This is a genomic window from Citrifermentans bremense R1, assembly GCF_000426865.1.
In the GTDB taxonomy this organism is placed as follows: Bacteria; Desulfobacterota; Desulfuromonadia; order Geobacterales; family Geobacteraceae; genus Geomonas; species Geomonas bremensis.
Genome location: NZ_AUGE01000017.1, coordinates 1 through 22,910 on the forward strand (window position 1 = coordinate 1; position 22,910 = coordinate 22,910).

General features: G+C 53.9%; 18 protein-coding genes and 1 riboswitch. Of the genes, 7 read left to right on the top strand and 11 right to left on the bottom strand.

Going from position 1 to position 22,910, the window contains the following annotated elements; all coding sequences use genetic code 11:
• Positions 1–154: 154 nt before the first annotated feature.
• The 4 genes from K419_RS0111550 (at position 155) to K419_RS0111565 (ending at position 4,880) form a co-directional block, all read left to right on the top strand.
• Positions 155–2,932: a GPMC system transcriptional regulator gene (locus K419_RS0111550; RefSeq protein WP_026841732.1), complete on the top strand. Its 2,778-nt coding sequence runs from the start codon at positions 155–157 to the stop codon at positions 2,930–2,932.
• 575 nt (positions 2,933–3,507) lie between these two features.
• A complete protein-coding gene (locus tag K419_RS0111555; RefSeq protein WP_026841733.1) occupies positions 3,508–3,786 on the top strand; it encodes a hypothetical protein in 279 nt (92 codons plus the stop codon).
• Between the two features lie 82 nt (positions 3,787–3,868).
• Positions 3,869–4,429 carry a ComEA family DNA-binding protein gene (locus tag K419_RS0111560; protein ID WP_026841734.1) on the top strand — a complete coding sequence of 187 codons (561 nt, stop codon included), beginning with the start codon at positions 3,869–3,871 and terminating at the stop codon, positions 4,427–4,429.
• Positions 4,430–4,469: 40 nt separating this feature from the next.
• Positions 4,470–4,880 (top strand): YidB family protein, encoded by a 411-nt coding sequence (locus tag K419_RS0111565; protein WP_026841735.1) that lies wholly within the window; start codon positions 4,470–4,472, stop codon positions 4,878–4,880.
• 271 nt (positions 4,881–5,151) lie between these two features.
• Here the strand turns inward: K419_RS0111565 and K419_RS21985 are convergent, their stop codons facing one another.
• From K419_RS21985 to merB, 6 genes are all read right to left on the bottom strand, one after another.
• Positions 5,152–8,745, bottom strand: coding sequence for an AAA domain-containing protein (locus K419_RS21985; protein ID WP_084154214.1), 3,594 nt, complete (start codon positions 8,743–8,745; stop codon positions 5,152–5,154).
• Positions 8,746–9,297: 552 nt separating this feature from the next.
• Positions 9,298–10,215 (bottom strand): restriction endonuclease, encoded by a 918-nt coding sequence (locus tag K419_RS22790; RefSeq protein ID WP_051293000.1) that lies wholly within the window; start codon positions 10,213–10,215, stop codon positions 9,298–9,300.
• A gap of 1 nt (position 10,216) precedes the next feature.
• Complete coding sequence (locus tag K419_RS0111580; RefSeq protein ID WP_026841736.1) at positions 10,217–10,492, bottom strand: integration host factor subunit alpha; 276 nt, start codon at positions 10,490–10,492, stop codon at positions 10,217–10,219.
• A gap of 578 nt (positions 10,493–11,070) precedes the next feature.
• Entirely contained in the window at positions 11,071–11,925 is an 855-nt protein-coding gene (locus tag K419_RS0111590) for an SPFH domain-containing protein (protein WP_026841738.1), read from the bottom strand.
• Positions 11,925–12,383: an NfeD family protein gene (locus tag K419_RS0111595; protein WP_026841739.1), complete on the bottom strand. Its 459-nt coding sequence runs from the start codon at positions 12,381–12,383 to the stop codon at positions 11,925–11,927. The genes K419_RS0111590 and K419_RS0111595 overlap by 1 nt, the downstream gene beginning before the upstream one ends.
• A 258-nt stretch (positions 12,384–12,641) precedes the next feature.
• Entirely contained in the window at positions 12,642–13,271 is a 630-nt protein-coding gene (merB, locus tag K419_RS21995; RefSeq protein ID WP_051293003.1) for an organomercurial lyase MerB, read from the bottom strand.
• A gap of 319 nt (positions 13,272–13,590) precedes the next feature.
• On the opposite strand from merB, the gene K419_RS0111605 reads away from it, so the two are divergent.
• Positions 13,591–13,869: a hypothetical protein gene (locus K419_RS0111605; protein WP_026841740.1), complete on the top strand. Its 279-nt coding sequence runs from the start codon at positions 13,591–13,593 to the stop codon at positions 13,867–13,869.
• A 133-nt stretch (positions 13,870–14,002) separates the two neighbouring features.
• Here the strand turns inward: K419_RS0111605 and K419_RS0111610 are convergent, their stop codons facing one another.
• The gene (locus K419_RS0111610) at positions 14,003–14,347 is read right to left on the bottom strand and encodes a cupin domain-containing protein (RefSeq protein WP_026841741.1); all 345 of its coding nucleotides are present in this window, start codon (positions 14,345–14,347) and stop codon (positions 14,003–14,005) included.
• Between the two features lie 1,189 nt (positions 14,348–15,536).
• A complete protein-coding gene (locus K419_RS0111615) occupies positions 15,537–17,288 on the bottom strand; it encodes a sensor histidine kinase (protein WP_026841742.1) in 1,752 nt (583 codons plus the stop codon).
• A 298-nt stretch (positions 17,289–17,586) separates the two neighbouring features.
• Here K419_RS0111615 and K419_RS0111620 point away from each other — a divergent pair, with 298 nt between their 5' ends.
• Positions 17,587–18,312 carry a 4Fe-4S dicluster domain-containing protein gene (locus K419_RS0111620; RefSeq protein WP_026841743.1) on the top strand — a complete coding sequence of 242 codons (726 nt, stop codon included), beginning with the start codon at positions 17,587–17,589 and terminating at the stop codon, positions 18,310–18,312.
• Entirely contained in the window at positions 18,309–20,111 is a 1,803-nt protein-coding gene (locus K419_RS0111625; protein ID WP_026841744.1) for an aldehyde ferredoxin oxidoreductase family protein, read from the top strand. Before K419_RS0111620 ends, K419_RS0111625 begins: the two co-directional genes overlap by 4 nt.
• A gap of 206 nt (positions 20,112–20,317) precedes the next feature.
• Here the strand turns inward: K419_RS0111625 and K419_RS0111635 are convergent, their stop codons facing one another.
• From K419_RS0111635 to K419_RS0111645, 3 genes are all read right to left on the bottom strand, one after another.
• A complete protein-coding gene (locus K419_RS0111635; protein ID WP_026841745.1) occupies positions 20,318–21,061 on the bottom strand; it encodes a ZIP family metal transporter in 744 nt (247 codons plus the stop codon).
• Between the two features lie 39 nt (positions 21,062–21,100).
• Positions 21,101–21,817, bottom strand: a complete 717-nt coding sequence (locus tag K419_RS0111640; protein WP_026841746.1) for a hypothetical protein — start codon at positions 21,815–21,817, stop codon at positions 21,101–21,103.
• 175 nt (positions 21,818–21,992) lie between these two features.
• Positions 21,993–22,562: a porin family protein gene (locus tag K419_RS0111645; RefSeq protein WP_264175614.1), complete on the bottom strand. Its 570-nt coding sequence runs from the start codon at positions 22,560–22,562 to the stop codon at positions 21,993–21,995.
• A gap of 133 nt (positions 22,563–22,695) precedes the next feature.
• Positions 22,696–22,772: riboswitch (cyclic di-GMP riboswitch) on the bottom strand.
• Positions 22,773–22,910 lie beyond the last annotated feature (138 nt).

Sequence of the window (22,910 nt, forward strand, 5' to 3'; positions counted from 1 at the left end):
CCCAGTGTTCCCAGTGTTCCCAGTGTTCCCAGTGTTCCCAGTGTTCACAGCGTCCACAACGTCCACAACATTCCTCCTCTGTTGACACGGCCCCGGAATTCCTCTACTGTGCCATGGTGTGTAAATTTTGTACTCAGAGGAACAGTTACCCGTCATGGACCAGCAACTGAAAAAACTGGGCGACCGCATCGTCTCTTTCGGCAAGGAAAACCTGGACGAGATGCTGCACCTGGTCGGCGAAGGATCCCGGCTCGTCTCCGAGCAGGAACGCGTGCGCATCTACCTTGAGGATCTCACCAACGGCGCCCTTTCCTGTGCCTTCTCCTGCGGCAGCTTCGCCACCGAAATAAGGCAGGAAACCTTCCCCATCATCTCCGCCGAAGCCGCGGTTTCCCGCACCTTTGTTACCCAGCAGGTCGCGCAGTACCAGAACCCCGCCGAGACCGGTCTCCCGCTGGACCAGGAGTTCTCGCGGCGGTTCCAGATCGAGGGGACCACCATGCTCCCCATCACCAGCCTGGGCAAGTCGATCGGCGTCGCCTGTCTGGATGGCGGGACGCTCTCGCAGGAGAGGATCGACACCCTTATCCCGTTTCTGGCGCGGGCGGGCGAACGAGTGGACCAGGCCAGGAAATACCATCAGCAGTTGCTATTGGCCCGGCGCGTCGAACTTTACAAGCGGCGCGAAGCCGCCGGTTTCATGGTGCGCTCCGCCGTCAACCTGATCGACGGGCTCACGCTCGCCTCGGTGCTGGTCCCCGTCAAGGGGGCCATGGAAGTGCTGGCAAGCCACGCCCAGGATCCGGACCTGAAATACCGCTACGACAACGTGGGAGGCATCGATCTCAAGCATGGCACCTCGCTCGTTTCCCGCTACGTCAACGAAGACGGCGTGGTCACCGACCCGAGCCTTTTGAAGCCGATCTTCTTCCCCGACCTTTTTGACCAGTCCATCCAGCGCCGCGCCCTAACCGAAGAGATGGGGCTGCGCACCCTGTACATGGTGCCGCGGGTAGAACCCGAAACGCGTCGCATCATCTGCCTGATGAACTATTTCACCCGCGACGTCACCAGCTACACCGACTTCGAGATGGGACTTCTGCAGACCCATGCCGAGATGGTGGAGAGGGTCATCAACGAGGTGGGGGGTGAGCATCTCGAGATCAAGGTGCTTTCCGAGATCTCCGACCTGCTCCAGGAACCCAACGAGGGGCTGCACGGCTTCCTCACCAAAGTCCTCTCCAAGGCGACCGAGCTGATCGGCGCCGACACCGGCAGCATCGCCATCGTCCAGGAGCGCGAGGGGGTGAAGTGGCTGGTGGTTGAAAACGAGGAAGGGACCATCGTCGGGGCTAAGAACAAGGAATGGCTCAAGAAGAAGATCCCCCCCTTCAAGATCGGCGGTGCCGACCTTCCCCCCGAGGAGCGTAGCCTCACCGGCTACGTCGCCTGGACCAAGGAACCGAAGATCATCGAGCAGGTGGCCGACCAAAGCCAGCACGATGGGTTCCACCGCCCGATGAACGAGCTGATCCAGAGCGAGATGGCGGTCCCCGTCGTCAGCGACGACGAGGTGATCGCCGTCATCTGCCTCAACTCCCTGCAAGACGGGTACTTCACCGAAGAGCACAAGCGGATCCTGCAGATCATAGACCGGCTCACCTCGCGCCACATCTCGGACATCCAGCGCATCGAGAGGCTGCAGTCCGAGGTGAACAAGCTGCAAAGCGACATCGCCTACAAGGACCCGAAAGTCTCCTCCTACCGCCTGGGGAACATCATCGGCAACAGCCGCAAGGCGCAGGAGATCGTCGCCTTCATCAACACCGTGGCGCAGCCCTTATCCAACCGGATCGGCTTGTGGAGCAAGCACATATTGCAGGAGGCGACCATAGGCCTTCCCTCCATCCTGGTGCTGGGGCCTACCGGCGCCGGAAAGGAATTCTTCTTCAACAACCTGTACAACAAGCTCAACGAGCTTTACCGGCAGCAGATCAACCCCGAGGGCGAGCTTCCCGTGAAGAAGACCAACATCGCCGCCTACAGCGGGGACCTCACCTACTCCGAACTTTTCGGCCACATCAAGGGCGCCTTCACCGGCGCCTACAGCGACCGCAAAGGGATCATCGAGGAGGCCGCCGGAGGGATCGTCTTTTTGGACGAGATTGGCGACGCCGACCCGAAGACCCAGGTCCAGTTGCTTCGTTTCCTCGACAACGGCGGGTTCGTGCGTCTGGGCGAGAACCGCGAGCGGATCAGCCGCGTCCTCTTGGTTGCCGCCACCAACAAGGACCTGAGCAAAGAGATCGCCATGGGGAACTTCCGCGAGGACCTCTTCCACCGCCTGACCGAGCTCTCCGTCGTGGTGCCGTCACTGAACGAGCGGCGCGAAGACATCCCCGACCTCTCCACCCACTTCCTGGGAAAGCTCTACCGCACCTACAGAAGCCGCGAGGAAGAAGCGCGCGACGACGAGCCGAGCCTCTCCAAAGACGCCAAGGACGCCCTGGTAAGCCACAACTACAAGGGGAACATCAGGGAGCTGCGCAGCATATTGTTGCGCGCCCTCTTCTTCAGAACCGGCAAGATCGTCACCGGCGAGGACATAAAGAAAGCCATCAGGGACGGGATGCGCGAGCAGATGGCACCCGCCGCGGAAAGACTTTCCGAAGAAGTCGCCGGGGGGATACTCGCAGAAATAGAAGCAGGGAGCGATTTTTGGGAAGCCGTGTACCAGCCCTACTCGCAGAGCCAGATTTCCCGCGACGTGGTGCGGCTGATAATCGAGAAGAGCCGTGTGGCCGCCGGCAAGAACATGCCCGAAATCGCCAGGTATCTAAAAGCCATCACCGGCGATCCCCAGGTGGATGAAGAAGAGAGGAAGCGCTTCTTCCGGTTCAAGAACTTCCTTTACAAGACGGTGAAGATTTAAGCGATTTTAGAAGGATTGCAGCCAGCACAACAGAGCCCCCTGTCATACAGCGACAGGGGGCTTTGCTTTTTTGCCGGCCCCGCCCTGCAGAACACTAGTTGCGAAGGCCACTGCAGGAACCACCCTTAAGCACGGAGTTGGGGGAATGCTCGTATAGCACCTCTTACTGACCAACTGAATGCACATGCAATACTTAATTCATTATTTCTAATTTTTTCAATCATCAACATCACACTGCGCGGGCGTGCAGTAGTTACATTTCATGACCTGACACCTCCTATGAGTAACTCTATACTCGCACCCAAAGCGCCTGTGTCATATTTGTTTTGGTGCTGACTTGTGCTTGCAATTGCGCTTGCTAAAATACTCAACGTTTATCCAGGAACTTTTCGATTTAATCCTGTCATTCAATTTGGCGTGCCTTGCAGTGTCGCATCAAAAAGGATTCCGATCCAGAGTAAGGGAACCATCGGCAGATTGCAGCTCAAGAGAAAGGAAACCGAGGCAGCTGCGGCGTAGGCAGTGCCTTCCCATCAAAAAGTGTTGCTCCATCACACCAAACAAGGAGATTACGCATGAGACTTTCTGCAACGTTGGCCGGATTCATTCTGCTCGCTGCTTCCACCGCCTTTGCCGGCGCCCCCAAGACCTATCAGGTAACCGGTCCGATTCTGGAGGTGAAAGACGACACGGTCGTAGTTCAAAAAGGGAAAGAAAAGTGGGAGATTGCCAAAGATAAAGACACCAAATCCACCGGCGACTTGAAGGTCGGAAGCAAGGCAACGGTTACGTACACTATGAAGGCCGCTTCAATTGACGTCAAAGGTGATGCCAAGACCGCCAAGAAGAAATAGCTTTAATGGCTTGGTCGGGACAACATAGGTAGCACGAACGAACTCACAGATTCTTATCTGAACAAACTGTAGGAGGTTCCCAATGAATAGGTGTTTGACCAAAGGTTTGTTGAGTCTTGCTTCAGTAATTTTAGCTCTCGTACTTTCACTAAACGGAGCCAGTGCAGCCCCCAAGGCCCCGGCTTCTGCCAAAGCGAAGGGGGAGATAAATCAGCCCGCCACTGCAAAAATCGATCTTAATAGCGCGTCACAGGCTGAGCTGGAGAAGCTGCCCGGCGTAGGTTCCGTCACAGCGAAAAAGATCATTGCCGGAAGACCGTATGCCTCAGCAGCCGACCTTACCAAGGCAGGTGTTTCTGCCAAATCTATTGAAAAACTCACCCCGCTGGTAACGGTCGGTGCGGCTCCTGCCGCAACTCCCAAGACCGTGGCACCCAAGGCAGCAACTTCAACGGCCAAGCCCGCTAAAACAGTTCAGCAACCGCCCGCCGACAAGAACATGGTATGGGTGAACCCTGATTCAAAGATATATCACCGGTCAGACAGTGCATGGTACGGCAAGACGAAGAAGGGAAGCTACATGTCAGAAGCCGATGCTGTAAAGGCTGGATATCGCGAAGCCAAGAAGGGGGCGCAGAAGTGAACCAAAGGTCATAACACAACCAAAAGGTGAGGAGTTTACTATGGGACTGTTAGACGAGTTAACCAGCAAAGCGCAGAGTCTGTTCGGTAGCTCTGAAGGGAAAAGTCCGGAGCTTTTGAGCGGTATTATGGACATGATCTCAAACACCCAGTCGGGCGGATTAAACGGGCTGGTCCAGACGTTCAAGGATAACGGCCTGGGCGACATAGTATCATCATGGGTCGGGACAGGCGAAAATCAGCCAGTCAACGCGGACCAGATCAACAATGCCCTTGGCAGCGAAACGATTCAGAATCTTGCTGAGAAGGCAGGAGTATCGAGTACTGAGATGAGTTCCATGCTTGCTGAGCAGCTCCCAGGATTGATCGACAAACTCACCCCGAATGGCGCCATTCCGGAAGGTGGTTTGCTCGATCAAGGGCTGCAGTTTATCAAGGATAAGCTGGCCTGACATGACTCTTCCGGCAATAGCAAAGGAGCCGCCTCAATAGGGCGGCTCTTTTGGTTGTAGCTGCCTTCATCAGGGACAGAGCGGAGGGACAGAGCTGGACGTTGTTGAGTTGATTGAGTTGCTTGCTTTATGGGCTAAGATCGTGACTTCCTCTACAGCAAAACGACTGTGCTGCATGCAATTGGTTGAACAAACTCGACGAACTCGTCCCCGTCCCCCTCGTCCCCCGTCCCCCTCGTCCCCCGTCCCCCTCGTCCCCACCTCAGTGTCCCTATGCCATCTTTGTTATGTTTTTACAGTCCGGATAACCAGTGCAACCATAAAAGTCACCAAACCGACCAGCGCGAACCTTCATCGGTTTGCCACACTTATCACAAGCAGGAGGCGGGACGTTCGATTGACCTGTCGATGCTGATTTTTTCCGGACAGGTTTATCGTAGTTCTCTTTCCAGTCGCAATCTTCGCAATCCCAATAAGGGCCATACTTACCCTTACGATATGAAGACCGTGAGTCACACATAGGGCAACGCGGGTTTTCAGCTTTTGACGATATCCCGTCGGCATTGTCTGCCTTAACACTACGATCTAGTGCCAAGAACGCTGACATCTGAAGACAGATAGCCTTGCCTTCGAGACGTGTCATAACTTCATCAGTACGGTTTGTATGTGAGAGTGCATTCAGTGAACCGTGCCACAGGATTTCATCATCGATAATCACTACCTTCTCATGGATTTCACCTCTGGTATCTACAAGGCACCCCATGCGCTCGAGGCCATCAAGAGCAGCCTTACCCTGTTCAACAGGGATGCTGCCATTGCTTTTTGGTGGTCTGGTTATACAGCGTATCATAACGCCTTCAGCCCTTTTTTGACGAAACACCGATTCATATGTAGCAACCCGTTGTTCCGTTACGAAGCCCGAATATACGGCAATGCTCTTTTTGGCTCGCTCAAAATCTACTGCACACACCTGGTCGAAGCTGTTCTGGTCGAATAGCCCGAACTTTTCAGCATCTACTGACAAATTGAACGGTCGTCCCAGACGGCGCAAGTCCTCCATGACTGGGTACATCGCCAGAACATCAAGGACATCTACGACTGTACCGCGCCCCTGCATTTCAGAAAGGATATCCCTGAGAATTGCGTGGCTCGGCAGCTTCTTGTCGAGATATGCCAGATTAGCAAAGACAATAAGATTGTGCTGGGCCCTGCTTACGGCGACATTGAAGAGCATGGCACCTGAGTCATCATGATGGTCAGCATCAAGGAAGATTCCGGCCCGCTGTTCACCATGGCTATCCGGTATATCTATAATCATCACCTGTTTTTCATCACCTTGGTAACGGTGCACGGTACCGGCCTCTACTGTTTCTTTTAACCGTGAGCCTTCGAACACCCGCTGTAACACTTTAGATTGAGCGGCGTAAGGAGTGCACACACCCACACGGTTGGTTCTCTCGCCGTTGTTTTTAATTTCAGTGAGATGGTCGCATGACTCGAAGAAACTGCACAAGTTTCTGATTGCCAAGGCGTTCATAAGGTTATAGCGTGACTTGAACTGGTCACGGTTTACAAAGGGCCATATTGAAGAGGTGTCGACTATGGTGAGCGGGGTATTAAAAGGCGCAGGCGGCTGGCGTTTTGTTGACTCCCTTTCAGAGGCTGTCAGTAGAGCGCCCTTGTACATGCGGTGGGAAATCAGCTGACATATCTGGTCGTCCATGCGGTACTGCTCTTTGAGCATTGCCACACGCTTGCAGGTTTGCTCCTTATGCATCTTTTTGTCAATCTGACAGGCTCGGAAGACGTCGCCACCAATAGTGTCATGAATGACTTTTTGCTCCGTCTGGACGATAGGAGCAAGCTGTCTGAAGTCGCCAGAAATAACGACCTTCTCTTTGGCTAAACCAGCAGCGTTAAAGAGTGCTGGCAGCATCACCATTGATGCCTCATCAACGATAACAACATCAAATGAGCTGAACATTTGCGGGCTAAGGTAAGCCTTGGTAACTGTGGCTCCGACTATCAGAGCCCTGTCCAGAATGGATTTCCTGATGTCTTCAAGCTGCTTGTTAATATCAGATATTTCTTCTGAGATAGGGCGTTTCTGAACTTCAGCCTGTTCAAGTTGTTGCTCAACCTGTTTACGGTCGACGCCAGCCACTTTTTGTTTCTCTAGTGAGATAGCATTATCTATTTCATTGGTGCGGCCTCTAAACCCAACAAGCTTTTCTCCGCAAGCAATAAGCTCTCGCTCCTTACTCAGAAATGCTGTACCGGTATCTCTGATGTCCTTCTCAACAACATCGAGTGAGCGCATAAAAACACGCCGAATTGTGCCAGCGTTCTGAATATTCTGCCTCTCTTCGACAAGCGTCTTTTGTTTGTCCTCAAGAGTCTTTTTCTTTTCAGTAAGTGAACCGTACTCCGCCTGAACTTTCTGAAACGATGCGGTTGCCTGGCTCTTATCGACGTTTAGCCCGTCAAGAACCTTGAACATCTTCATCAGTTCAGTGGCACGTGATACCTGAGCGTTTATCCGGTCGAGCTGTATTTCCAGCACGCCTTTTCGCTCTATGAGCAACTGCGACTTTCGTTCAACAATCCCTTCAAGAGTAATATGGCTTGACCAGTCATTTTTAAGTTCAGTGTGAGCAATCTGTCCAACACGCAAAATCTGACCTTCCGTTAAGGCCAGATGGTTCTGCTTTTTAAAGAGCTTGCAGAGCTTAAGCAGAACCTGGTCGACTGCTTGATTCGTGTTCGAGCAGAGCAATATCCGCTTCTGTCCGTCTATCAAAGCGTGGCACAAGGCACTGAGTGTCATCGTCTTGCCGGTTCCGGGCGGTCCCCATAAGTAGAAGACCTCATTGGCGACAATCTTGGCGATAGCTTCCTTCTGATAAGCGTTAAGCCCTTTTAGATAATCGGCTGAAACAAAAGCAGGTGCCAATTCATCGCCGGTATTGGTTATCACGGCTTCTGCCAACCTTACGTTGAATGAGGCAGCTTCACCTTTGATTATCTTTTCCAGACGAGCACGAAGCGCCTCAAGCATGGCAGTATTATCAATCTTGACGATACAGGCAGCAATACGTGGACCAAAGTCATCCTTGAGCGATATGACGATTTTATTGCCCAAAAACGAAACGATGCGCCCTTCAGATTGAGAACCACCGATGATAACGACAACTGCAGCACCTTCAAACAGCTCAGCATCCTCGTTATATGGGAACTGGTAGCCGTGCTCCTTGCCATCAAGCTGCATATGAGTACCGTCTTCGAGGACGACCTGCTTGTAGGCAGTTTTCTGCTTCCGCATTTCAGCGACAAGTGCCTTGAGGCAGGCCTCATAGCGATCAACGGTGGAGGCGTCTTTCTTAAGTTCTAGTTTAAACACGGTTTTAAGCTCGAACACCCTTTTGCTCGGTACATCATCAAGCTTGCCTGGCTTACGCATCTTGCCCATACGACGCTCACGAGGTGGCTCTTCCTCCGTCTTCTTAGCCCCAGCACTTTTACTACCTGAAGCGGTTTTCGGTTCAGAAACCGGCTCAGCTGGTTTACTTGCCTTTGGCGGCGGCGTAACTAAATCCTTAAACAGGCTTTCCTGCGCAGGTTCTGGCTTAGGTGATTGTGGGGCTATACCTGTTGTAGAGGAGGAAGTGTGAGTTTTTGTATCGGTCGAAGTTGTCTTTGCGCCAGAGAGCATGTCCTCTACAACAGCGCGGAGTGCCTTCATCTGGCGAGTTGTGCGGAACTGAAGCTCAGCAAGGATATCCTTGAGAACCTTGGAATTACCCTTGTTATCTTCTACGGCTTGTTTTAGTTGTTCGCCTGAGAGGTTGATGTACTGTCGGGACATATGTTTAGCCTTGTTATAGAGAACAGATTAGCCGTGGAACGCAGAAAATACCTTAATGGATGAGCAACTAACACGGTTGACAACTGTAGTTGAAGCATTACGCATTTTTATCGTTTTTAAATATCCCTTTCTTGCTTTTCGTACTTTGACGCGAAAGAGAAAACGTCAAACGCCTCTTCCCGTACCCGCCACCGCCTCCACGAAATACCAACACTCAAGTTTTTTCCATCTTTTTATGCCTTTGGCCAACGCCTTTGCGTGACCGGCGGAGCGCCCGACGCCTTTCAGCTTTCTCCCGCTCTTTTAGGTGGACCCCAGTAGGGACAGAGCGGGACGTTGTTGAGTTGATTGAGTTGCTTGCTTTATGGGCTAAGATCGTGACTTCCTCTACAGCAAAACGACTGTGCTGCGTGCAATTGGTTGAACAAACTCGACGAACTCAACTACGTCCCCCTCGTCCTTATACCTCCACAGAATACTCAAGGATTAGATTTTGTAAATTTTACAGACGCGACCCCTGTCTTGCCCCTGTCTTGCCCCTGGCATGACAGCCTAATCCCCTTTATACACAAGAGTCTGCTTGCATCTTGGGTAGTTCATGCATCCCCAGAAGTGGCCCCCAGCACTCCGGCCTTTCGTAGACTCCCTAAGAGCCATTTTGACATCACACTGAGGGCATGTCGGAGTGCTGTAATCACCTTCAAGGGCGACATTCAAGAGGTGCTGCTGTTTATCCTCGGATAATTTTCGAATCAACTCTAAAAATCTCTGCCCAGATACAAGCGTCATCTTACCTTTGCCAAACTCCTCGGCCTCACTTGTGAATTCGCCTGAAGTAATGACCATGCCCATCTTAACCCGGTCAGCCGCCATCACACCGAAAAGCTCTCGCACGACCTTGATGCCGACTTTGTAGGTATTCCATGCTTTGCACTGAACAATGCCAACAGCTTCCGGAGTTGCGGCTTTGTGGACACGAATATCAACGCCACCGTCCGCCCCTGTCTTTGTTTCGACTGCAACATAACCGTTCATGCTCAGGAATTCTTTTGTGACCTTCTCGAACCGCCGCCACTCGATGACCTTGAGAACCGTATCGTCCCATTTAGAAGGAGTGGGCTTTACGAATTGCGGCGTGACTGGCCCTCCAATATCGAAGTTGTTTATGGTCGTGCTTGGCTCACAGGAGCTCGACGGTACTCCACTCCTTACCGGCTCAGAGCGGTGACTTTGGCGTGTAGAACTTCTAACGGGGTACGGCAACGGCGGCCCGTCCTTCTTCTTCATTTGAACAATAAGATAGATGACCAACCCGACTATGCCGACGAGAACCAGGACAGAAAGGGTTATAGCAACGGCAGAGGACAACTGGTTCCTGAAGACCGGATTTATCATAGCGAGGAAAATCAGGACGCCAACGATCCCCGCTAGAGCTTCTGCAGGCGATTTTTGATTACGTCGTCTCGCCATGTCAGGCGTTGATGCTGTTTTTGAGCATCATGCTTGGCTTAAAGGCAAGGATTCTACGGGCCTCGATGGTAATTTCTTCTCCTGTCTGCGGGTTCCTGCCGCGACGGTCGGCTTTCTGTTTAACCGTAAAGTTCCCTAAACCGTGTATTTTGAGGTTTTCGCCGGATTCAAGAGTGCTCTTCATCACGTCGAAAACCAACTCCACCATTTCAATAGCGTCCTTCTTTGAAACCCCTGTCTTACCTGCCACCCGCTCGACGATTTCCGCTTTGGTCATTTCGCCCTGCTCCTTTTGAAATCTACATAACGCCATGATGGCCATTTAATTCTGTATTAAATCAATAAAATTAGGATCTTGGGCCAACGCTGTTCACAAAACAACCCGCCAATGGTTCACACCAAAGACCTGCCCATTTCGTTCAGCCATGTTCAACAGAAATTGAGCAATATTTACTCCACCGTCTTCGATATGGGAGCGGCAGGTGTCGTATATATCAGAAACTTCGTTGTTCACTTCTTCCTTGTACCTAGGGAGCAAATCGAGTTCTCGGTAGTGAGATTCAATTAGGTTCCATAGGTCGTCATCAACGATATCCGGGTGTCTAGCTATTGAAAAAACTGCGCCGACCGCCAAGGATCTCGGAGCGGTTTGCAATTGAACATGCAAATATTGCACGTCAGGAATTGGGTCCAAATAATAATTAATACGGGCGCAGCGGGACGCAGGTAAGTTATGTAAGTTGTTTCCGCCCTGGAAAGAAGGATGCCTCCTTCGTATGCGCCCTTCTCAACCTTTTGTGAGAGCTCCCCGCTTTGGGCGCTCATAACGGCTGTCCCGCCGATTGACGAGATGAACTAGACACTTCTTCCGGCAATCCCTTTTACGGCACCCAGTATATCGGCGGGTAACACGAAGTTTTTCGTGTTCGGCGAAGCGGAGAGCTTTTGTATGGCATTCACATAGCGGTCGCCCAGGAGGAAAAGGGCGGGGAGTTCTTTGTCGCCTACTGCTACGGCAATGTCCTGGATGGCCTTGGCGGAAGCTTCGGCTAGCATCATCTGGGCTTCGGCTTCTTTCTTGGCTGCTTCGAGCTTGCCCTCGGCTTCACGGATCATCGCTTCTTTTTTACCTTCTGCTTCCAATATCATGGCGCGCTTCAACCGCTCGGCTGTCGCCTGCTGCTCCATGGCTTTCTGCATGGACTCGGACGGCTTGATGTCTTGTATCTCTACTGACTTCACCAGGATGCCCCAGTCGGTGACGTCGTCGGAGATGATGTCCTTCAGGCGGGCCTTGATGATGTCCCGCGAGGAGAGGGCAAGGTCCAGTTCCATCTCGCCGATGATGGCGCGCAGCGAGGTCATGACGAGGTTCTGGATGGCGTACTCGTAGTTGCTGATGCCATACACTGCCTTCACGGGATCAACGATCTTGATGAAGGCGATGGCGTTAGCTACGATGACTGCGTTGTCCTTGGTGATGGCTTCCTGTGCGCCGATTTCCAGCGGGATGTCCTTGGTGGTCAGACGATAGGCGACGATGTCGACGTAGGGAATAATGAAATTGAGACCGGGCTTAAGTGTGGAGTGATACTTCCCGAGACGCTGCACGACGAACTCGAACCCCTGCGGGACGAGCCGCACGCCCATGAAGATGGTCACTACCACGACTGAAAACAATATTGCGAACACTACTGCTGCTGGCTCCATCACTTATCCCCTTTTGCTATTTTTTCGACCTTCATGACATGTCCTTCCACGTCGACTACCCGGACGCGATCTCCAACCGCTAAAGGATCATCGGCCACACACGGCCACTCGTCCGCTCCCATCAGCGGCAGATGGAACTTTACCGTTCCCTTGTCGTATTGCTGGGCGCCACGTATTACCAGCCCCGTCTCGCCTATCACGGCTCCCTTTGACGATCCGGCCTTGGTCCTGTCGAGGCGGGTATTGAAAAAACGGAACCAGGCAAAGGTGAGCAGTGCCGATGCCACGGTCCAGATGAGAATTTGAACGGAAAGGGGACAACTCGGAAGGGAGGCCAGGACGATGCTGACAATAACAGCGCCGAGACCGAACCAGATGATGGTGAAGGAGGGAATGATTAACTCGAGCCCAATGAGAATTAGCCCCAAGATGAGCCAGTGCCACCACACAATGTTCACAGAAGCCTCCGCAACGATTGAAGAAAAACTACTATCGCTGCGGCAGCATACCACCGGCATTAATGACAAACAACCCAAAAAGCTGTCAATGGAATCAGGCGGGAGGAAGGTGGCCTAATCTGCCGTATCCGCGTTATCCGCTAAATCCGTGTGCGATGCCGTTAGCTTGTATGTCTAACCAAGGCAAATCCCATGGCGCTCACCCATTCATACAGACACCGGGCCTTGTCGACTACCCCGGAAAGTGACCGCGTAAGATCAAGGGCGTGACGTCTCTCCATGCGACAGTCGTTGCTGCATTACTGCATGTCCGATCTGCCACGCTTCTTCCAACGACACTATGCTTGCTTCGGGATGCCGAGACAGCCACGAAGCTGCAGCTTCAGCGGAACTGATGAAGTGCACCCCACTGCAAAAGCTGTTACGGACGTTGCAACAGCCCGCTTTCGTTGAAGGCGCCACCATCGAAACGGTAACTCCAGCCGGAGACGGATCGACGACTCCCGTCGGAGTTGCCGTCATCCGTACCGGGATGCCCGTTACCGGGCAATGCGATTCCACCTGCGCTGCCTGTTCCAGCGCCACGGGATACATGAGGGCATCCAGGGCACACCAGGTGTAAAGCTGATTGCCGCAGACCGTAAAGGAATGCGGCGTAGGCATGAGCGACAACCCGCAGGCCACCACGTCGCCTTTCTCGTCGTACACCGTGTCGGCAAAGGACGCCAACGCACCCTCGACATCGGAGAGAGAACTGTTAAGAGCGTTCGCAATAGTGGTGCGGGATACAGGCCGCCCCTTCGCCAGAGCACGGAGGAGGAACAGCCAGACCCGTGGGTGGTCACAGTGCAAGCCAGCCAGTACATCGTGTAAAGTGCCTCCTGCCATCGTCCCTCCCTCTCCTGGAAAGCTGCCATTATTCATTCAGTTCCCTTATTGCCTTGTTCACACCACGAACGCCGAAAAGGCAGCATCGGGCCAGTGGAACTGATAACTTACCACGCCCCCTGCCCTATGAGTCACGCTGAGCTAAGACATAAAGACGTGTGCAATGAGCATTTTATGCCTTAAGTGACTGTGTCATATTTGTACAGGCGCTGGCTTGTGCTTGCAATTGTTTCTGATAAAGTAATTTTCGTTTTCGGGTATGCCTGGACATAATCTGCACCGCAGTAATTAATCATCACACCACACAAGGAGATTACACATGAGACTTACTGCAACGTTGGCCGGACTCACTCTACTTGCAGCTTCCACCGCTTTTGCCGCCCCCAAGACCTATCAGGTAACCGGTCCGGTTCTGGAGGTGAAAGCCGACACGATCGTTGTTGAAAAAGGGAAAGAAAAATGGGAGATCGCCAAGGATAAAAACACCAAAACTACGGGCGATTTGAAGGTCGGAAGCAAGGTGACGGTTATGTACACCATGAAGGCCGCTACCATTGATGTCAAAGGTGAAGCCAAGGCTGCCACCAAGAAGAAGTAGCTTTTTACGGCTTTAGTCGTGACAACCCGGGGAGCGCCAGGGGGCAGAGTTGGAATCTCTGATCCCTTCGCTCCTTGGGTGGTCGCAGTGCAAGCCGCCCTGAACATAGCCACCCCCTCCTTGAAAGTTGCCATTATTCATTCGGTTCCCTTATCTTGTATCGATCAGGTTGATCGAAGAAGGTCATGTCGGCATAGCCGGCGTAGATCCTCCCGGAATGGGGGACGCCCTGAGGAATGAAATAGCGATCCCCCTTCACGTATGACCGCTTTACCCCGTCAATCACCAGCTCGATCCTCCCCTCCAAAACAACACCCCACTGGCTTTCGTGCGAATGCTCAGGCAACTCCACATCCTCATCGAACTGCATGAAGATGATTTGATGGCTGTCCGCTTGGGAAAGATAGGCCGTTATGCCCTTCAATGGAATGTCGGCTTGCGGCAGGTTTCTTACAGGATCAGGAAAGAGTTCCGACACAGACTGTCTCCTTCGCTCAAAGGGGTGGGAGTTGCTGGGGCGATTATCCGGCCCACCTCTAGCTGCGTGGATAAGGAAGATCGGAGCGCCTTTTTCTTTTTCTGGTGCTCCACCCAACATAAATGGCATGCCGATATACTTATCTGGTGCTCCGTTTAACTTAGATGGAGCGTCCTTCAACAAAATCGGACCCCCATTTTATTTGTCTGGAGCTCCATCCAACATAAACGGCGCGCCGACTATCTAATGTGGTGCTCCGTTTAGGTTAGTCGGGACTCCATTAATTACTTTCGTGTCCCACGAGATAACTAAACCGGAGCTCCAGTTTTACTTTCTGGCGTGCCGCATAACTCAAACGGAGCGTCACCTTCGCCAACCCATGCTCCATTTCAGTAAAACGGAACTCCGACATTGCACATCGGCATGCCACTTACTGAAACCGGTGCTACGTTGCAGCCCATGCGAGCTCCCATTTCCCCCGACTGACCTCCTGGCTGTATCCACCCGCCCCCTCCAACTTCTTAAATGGCACTCTGTCAAAGTTAGTTGGAGCATCAACATTTTTATACGACACCCCGCTTAGCTTGATCGGAGCACCACTTTAGTTTGAATGGACCTCCATATTTGTTACACGGCCCTCCATATTTGTTAAACGGCGCTCCATTTAAGTTGCTCGGCTATCCATCTTGCTTAGTCGGCTCTCCGTCTAACATGATCGGACCTCCGGGTTCGGTTGAACGGACCTCCGCTTTAGTTAAAGCGGACCTTTGTTTTGGTTGACGGGCTCTTCGTTTCGGTTAAATGGCCCTCCGTTTTACTTGAACGGCGCTCCGGTTTAGTTGAACAGCCCGCCGCTTCGGTTACACGGCGCTCTGTTCCTGTCGAACGCCCCTCCGCTTCGGTTGAACGGGCCTCTACTCTTCAGCATCGTACCTCTCGCATTATTGAACGGCACATCAGATGTAGCGAGAAGACGTTGACACTTGCCCCTGATTCTGCAGTGTCGCGATTGCGGCAGACTAGCACGCGTGCTTGAGTGATTCAACGCAAATTAATATGCATCAAGGTGGTAGATTAATAAAAGCGGTGGGAAAAAGTGTGAAGGGGGTAAAGGAGGAAGAGCGTTGAACAACTCTCCGCTTCGGTTGGCTAGTGCGAGGGGGCGTGGGGTTGCCTCGGAAGATGTGGGCTAATTCGGCAAAGTGAAGTAGAAAGTCGCCCCCTTTCCTACTTCTCCTTCAGCCCAGATGTCCCCACTGTGGCGATGGATTATGCGCTGAGCGGTCGTAAGCCCGATCCCTTCGCCCTCGAACTCCGCAGTATGCAAACGCTGGAAGGCAATGAACAGGTTGTCCTTGTACTGCATGTCGAACCCTGCGCCGTTATCTTTGACATAAAAGACCGTGCTGTCGCCTCGCTTTGAACTGCCGAATTCGATACGCGCTGTTACGGTTTTGGAAGTGTACTTCCAGGCATTTCCAAACAGATTTTCCAGCAACTGTTGCAACAGCGTCCGGTCCCCCAGTATCCGCACATCCTCTTCCACAAAGGTTTTCACGGTCCGCTTCAACTCCGTCTCCTGGAGGGCGGTCAAAATGGACGCGGCCATCGCGCTCAAATCCACCGGTTCCAGTTTCAGCGCCGCCCTGCCTACCCGGGACAGTTCAAGCAGGTGGTCGATCAATCCCCCCATCCTGTTTGACGCTGAGCGAATCCGCACCAGGTAGTCCTTCACAGGGGCAGGCAGTTCATTCGCGAATTCCTCCATGACAATGGCGCTGAAGCTGTTAATGTGGCGCAGGGGGGCGCGCAGGTCATGGGAAACCGAGTAACTGAATGACTCTTGTTCCCTCATTGCTGCCTCTAAATTCGAAGTTCGTTCGGCAACCCGGCTTTCTAATAGATCATTTGCCAATATCAAATCTTGTTGTTTCTGCAAAAGCTCCTCGTGCAACTCTTGACGGTCCGTTACGTCCATAATCATGGCCTGTTTGGAAACAATCTTATTGTTTATCCTTATAGGGGCATTAGACACTTCGTACCAACGGTTGTCTTTGGGGCTCTGGACCACCCAACGATGGCTTTCGCCTGCGAAAATACGCTCATTTTTGCACCACGGGCAGATAGCATCAAGCCCGTGCAGAGCTTCATAACACAATTCGCCAAGGGCGTCGTGGCCAATACGCCGCTTCATGGCTTCATTGAGAAACTCGATCCGGTAATTGGCCGAGCAAATGTATATGAGGCCGTCGAACGCTGTCACCATAGCGCGGTAATACTCCTCACGCTTCCTGAGGCTCTCTTCCTCCCACCGCCGAAGTACCGCAACGGTCACACTGTCTGCCAACAACTCTACAAGTGCAATAAACCCTTTGGAGAATCGGTCTTTGCGTCGGTCATTAAACTGTATTAGTCCAATGATGTCTTCATTATGGTGCAGGGGAACCAGGGCTACCGATTCGTATCCATCGGCGCTGCACCTGTTGCGGGTTCCTGACTGCCTGTCCTCTTCGGTAGTACTTTCGAGCAACTCGCTAGTACTGTTTGTCCAGAAACTGCCATTTGGGGTAAAGAACGATTTATTGGCATCAAACCGTCCACACAGGATGTTACCGCACATGCATTCCAGAACTGGATGGCCGATGTCATCCCTTTTTACCTGGCCGGCCAAGTCTTTCGCGCACAGATAGTTCTCAGCGTTCACGAACTCCGATGGGAACCCCACCGTTTGGAAATAGGGGTAATCCTCTTCTTCGCGTAGCCGGACAGCGACCGCTTCACATCCAGAAAGTTCCTGAAAGAAGGGTAACAACGTCGACATGACCTCTTGGGAGGATTTTCCCGAGGCGAGTAGGTGCAGCAATCTGATCGACGCCAAAAGGTGGCGCTCGTCAAGTTCGCCTCTCATCTTGAGATCTTGTAACAACTCTTCTGTGGTCATTTTCTGTGGTCGCCTTGTCTCCAGCATTAGATGCTAACAAACACTTCCCAGCCGGTTCGACCTCAGGTTGAGAGTGCGGTCACGGGACAATCACACTATCACGCATAGTTGGGGGATATCAATTAGTATTTAACAAGGTGGAGTTTTGTAGAGGGAAACTGTGCGAAGGAGGCTGATGGGGGGGGAGGTGCACGATTAGGCAATAATTCAGAAGGATTGGTCTATCTCTTTTTCCATCACTTGCAGTAGAATCTTCCGACTATAGGTCATAAGAAGCGAAGCTCCAACGGAGGCTTACATGGACAAGGGGAAAATGGAATCAAGCGGAAGCTATGACAGGACAACCCTCACCCGCCGGGAATTTATCAAAGGGGTCGGGATAGGGGGTGGCGCACTTGTGCTGCTCGGACAATTCGGGGTCCATTCGGTAGCCTGGGCGCTTGCGGGAGACCCAGCCCTGAACATGGTGCTGATCGATTACGCCAAGTGCACCGGGTGCCGGACTTGTGAGGCCGCCTGTTCGTCGCGCAACCGGCCCGTGTCGCTCAAGGGGCAGGAACTGCCGGGACTTGGCAACCCTCGCTATGCGAACATCCGTGTCCACAGCTTCAATCCAGACGTGGACGTACCCAACGTCTGCGCCATGTGCGCCGATACCCCATGCGTGAAGGCGTGCCCGGTCGAGCCGGACTCCAAAACCGGCAGGCGCGCCCTCTACCGGGACAACGTTACACACACAATCCACAACGATTCCGCCCGGTGCCTCGGCTGCCGGAGTTGTGCGAAGGCCTGCGCCGCGCAGAGGACGGGGGTAATTTCTCCCGACCCGGCAACGGGCAAGCCTGAGCGCATGTGCACGCTCTGCGGTGGCGACCCGCAATGCGTCAAGCGGTGCCCCTTCGGCGCGCTCTCGTATGTCGAGGTCAGGCGTGACCGAAAGTTTTACGGGCTAGGTCCTGAAAAAATTGCGGCTGAACTGGCCAAAACCTGGTACGGCACGGCCGACTTCGGAGGGTTAAAATGAGCGGGAAACCGGGTTATCACGGCAAGATATTGAACATAGACCTTTCCACCGGGAAGATTGAAACGGTGCCCGTCCCCGCCGAAGACTTCGATAAGTTCGTGGGCGGGCAGGGACTGGGCATGAAGATACTCTGGGACCGGCTGAAGAAGCCGGGCGTCGACCCGCTTTCTCCGGAGAACCTGCTCATGTTCATGCCGGGGCCGTTTTCCGGGCTTCCGGTCCCGTCCTCGTCCAGGACCTGCGTGGTGACCAAATCCCCTATCACGTCGCCTTTGAAATCCGACTACACGCACCCGTCCACCGTCACCTACTCGAACATGGGAGGCTTTTTCGGACCCGAAGTCCGCTTTGCCGGCTATGACGGCATCGTGATCACCGGGAAGGCGCGGGTGCTTTCCTATGTCGTGATTGACGACGACAAAGTGGAGATTCGCGAAGCCGCCAAGTTCAAGGGGATGCGCACCGATGCCTTCGACCGGGCGTTCCTGGCGGAACTGGGGGACCGGCGATTCAAAACGGTATATATCGGCCCTGCCGGGGAGAATCTCGTTCCGTATTCCAGCATCCTGCATACCGCAGGGCGGGCAGCAGGCCGGGGCGGTACCGGCTGCGTCATGGGTTCCAAGAATCTGAAAGCCATTGCGGTGCGAGGCACGGGACAACCGACTGTCGCCGCTCATAAAGCGTTCCTTGCCGCGCTTGAAAACGCCAGACGCGCCCTCAACGGTTCCGCCTTCGCCAAATCCTGGGCGGAGCAGGGGACGGCGCGGGCCATCGTCGGCAACAGCAATGCCGGTACCGAGGCGGTTCGCAACTATCGCGAAGGGACTTTCACGGAGTCTGACAAGATCGGCGGCGATGCCGCCCGGCGCGATGTCTGGGTAAAGGACATAGCCTGTTACTGTTGTCCGCTCGCCTGCAAGAAAAGCGGTATGACAAAGGGTAAACACGGCGGGGTCGTCCACGACGGACCCGAGTACGAAACCGGCGTGATGCTCGGTTCGAACCTGATGATTTCCGATATGCCCGGACTGCTGAAGGCGATCACCACCATCGACGATCTCGGCCTGGATCAGATCTCCACCGGCAACGTCATCGGCTTTCTCATGGAAGCGTACGAGCGTGGGTTGATCAATCGGAGTTTTCTCGACGGCATCGACCTCAAATGGGGAAGTGTCGATGCGACGCTGGCGATGATCGAGAAGATTGCCGCCAAGGAGGGGGTGGGGGCTCTCGCCGCCGAAGGGGTGCGGGCCCTTTCCTGGCACATCGGCAAAGGGAGCGACAAGTTTGCCATCCAGGTGAAAGGGCTTGAGCTCGCTGCCCACAACATCCAGGCAAATCAGCCCCGGGGGCTTTCCTACGTGACAGCGTCGCGGGGGGCCTGCCACATGAGCGGAGACAACATTGCCATGCAGAACAGGCGGGCCATGATGGATTCAACCGGCATGTGCTTTTTCCCCACCTTCGAACCGACGCTGGAAGAACCGATGTTAGCGCTGCTCAGTGCCATAACCGGCCGGAAATTCGACAAGGCAGAGTTCGAAAAAGTGGGCGAGCGGATCTTCACCCTGGAAAAGCTGTTCAATTACCGCGAGGGGTTTCGCCGCGAAGACGACCGTCTCCCGGACCGTTTTTTCGAGGATGCCTTCACCGTTGGACCGAAAAAGGGAGCCGTGCTCGACCGGGAGAAGTTCGAGAGCATGCTCACCCAGTATTACCAGGATCGCGGATGGGATCCGGAGACCACCCAGCCCGGCCAAAAGAAGCTGAAGGAATTGGGGCTTGATTCCATTTAGGCTGATTCGCCGGTCTGCGGTGACTTATGCCAGTTCAACTTTCAGGTTTTTACCGAGAGCAAGGGCCCCTCTTTCGAGGGTTTGAAGGGTGACGGAGACATTGGTGGGATCAAGAAGTCGGTCGAGGGCAGTACGGCTGGTATGCATCTTCTCCGCCATGGCGGTTTTTGACAGGTTTGCCTGTCTCATTTCCAGTTCAATTTGATCTATCCCTGCAGTTTACTCAGCACGAATGAGAGGAGGAAACCGGCGGTGGTTATCAGGCCTACGATGGCGCCGCCTTCTTCGAATGCTTCGGGCATCATGGTGCTGGCTAGCATGGTGAGAATCGCGCCTGCTGCAAATGCCTGGATGCCACCGATGATGTTTCCGGAGACGCCGGCCAGCAGCATGTACCCCACCAGCGAACTGGCGGCTGAAATCGCCACTACCGCAGTCCAGACCAAAAGTATGAACTTCCTTGAGTGCCCGGCTTTCTGCATCCCGGAAGCTGAGGACATCGACTCGGGGATGTTGCTGAGGAAGACGGCGACAACCATGACGACTCCAACGGTCCCCCCCTTGAGTAGGCTGACTCCGATGGCAATGGATTCGGGTATGCCATCCATGAGGGCACCCAGCAGAATTGCCATGGAGGATCCTCCTGCCTGCTGCCCTTGGGACCGCTTCCGATGTTTGCCACCGTTTTTCTCGATTATCTGGTCACCCACGTAAAAGAGAATGGCACCGAGGGAGAGTCCGATGGAGGCGGCATCGAAGCCTCCGCTGCGGAATGCTTCGTCCATCAACTCGAAGGCGACGGAGGAGACGAGAACGCCGGCGCCGAGCGCCATAACAGATGAGATGACCCTCTTCGATGTCGGGACGTAAAGGCCGATGACGGCCCCGATGAGAAGGGAGCACCCTCCGACCAAGCCCCAAAACCCTGCCGCCAGCGCACTGTTTCCCATTGATACCTCCTTGCCCTGCGGGAGTCATCATCGGCAAGTTCAATATCCGCCAAAGACTGGGCCGGCGTCGAACCTGCGCTTCCAGTCGTCGTAGCCGATGACGTAGTTGTAGCCGCAGACGGTGGAGAGCTGACGGTTGCTGATGATGTCTTCTATTACTCTTCCCCCTGCGATGGTGAGATCGGCTGGACCGAACGGGTTGTATTTCAAGCCGTCGCCATCGAGAAAGACGTAGTCGCAGATGAAGAAAACGTCCTCGAAGATGTAGCAGGTGAAGCCCGGTGTATGCCCCCCGATATGGAAGGCCTCTATACCTTTGAGGACGAAGTTCTCTTGGAAGGTGGTGTCGAAGCTGAAGGGGCGGCAGATGTCGTGGGTGGAGTCGAGCTGGTGGATGCGCACCTCTGCCGCGAAGCGATCGCGGTAGAGATTGGAAGCGCCGAGGAAGTGGTGATGGGTGAAGAGGATGGTTTCGGCCGTTGTAAGCGAGGCGTCGAAGCATGACGGGCAGTCGATCCAGCACGCACCGTTGCCGGTCTCTATCCGGTAGGCGGCATGCTCGATGCCGAGGGCGGGCTGTGAGTTCAGCCTCGACACCTTTTCGTTCACCACGGTCGAGGAGACATGGAAGCGCGCGGAGCACTCTTCCGCGGTTATGAAGTGCTTTGCCGAGGCGCCGCAGAAAGGGCAATGGGCGGGATGGAACCCGATCATGTTGAAGCCGCACACCAGGCACACATGCTGTTCGCGATTCATAGAGGCCTCCGTTACAGGGAAAATGCAACAGGGCTGATTATCGCACCGCGAATGCAAAGGGCAACCAGGCTATGTACCGGTTGGGCAGAGCTTCAACTGCATGAATGTCGATCGGCCGGTTCTGCCTGACAGTCCCCCCTCCCCTCGCGGGAGGGGGAGCTTGGAGAGTCCCCTGTTAGTTGAAGAAGAACCGGACTCCGAAGGTGGTGGAGAAGTTGGTCGGATCGTAGGAACCGCTGTGAAAGCCGTCGTCAGTGATGTCTGCATCCGGCGCCAGCACGACCTTTGCTTCGGCGGTCAGAGCGACGTGCTTCTCAACGAAATAATCGAGACCTCCGCTCAGATGCACACCCAGCGTCGTGTCGACATGGCGCCTTCCCCCGAAATCCGAATCGAAGTCAGAAGAGATGATGTCCAAGCCCGCTCCAAGATAGGGAACGAGCCTTCTGTCACGCATGTTGGTGAAACGGTACTGGCCACCGAAGGAGATATCGGTGATGTCGAAGTCGCCGATTTCCGAATCGAAGGAAGAGTTGGTCACATCCAACTCGGCGGCGAAGTGATCGTCGATGCCGTAAAGAAGACCGCCCCCCACGACTAAACCGGTGTCGGTGTGGTTCGTTCCGAAGCCGAATTCAGCTTCGTTATCGGACGGGACGATAAACCCGACCTTACCCGTCACGCCCAACCTCCCCTTGATGCTGTCCGCCATCGCAGCGCCGGGAACGAGGGAAACCAATGCCAACAAAACTGCAAGAATTATAAATTTTTTCATCGTACTTCCTCCTTTGATTAGCTCAGAGCGCACAGAAACAACCTGTGGCCTGAGGCATGGAACAAAAAAAAGCCGGGCCACCTCTAATATCGGAAAAGATATTTTCGGCGACCCGGCTGTCTCAGTGAGACCCTATAGGCTTTCCGTCCCATCCTCGCGGAAGGTTTAGTATTGTCGTATATCTGTTGCAGTCACAAGCGGCGATATAAATACCCCAATGAGGAAATCTTGTCAAGGGGCAATGACCGCTCAATATAAAAGTCCCCCTCCCGTCGAGGGAGGGGGAGAGCAGCGCTGCGGACGGCGGGAAATGGCGCG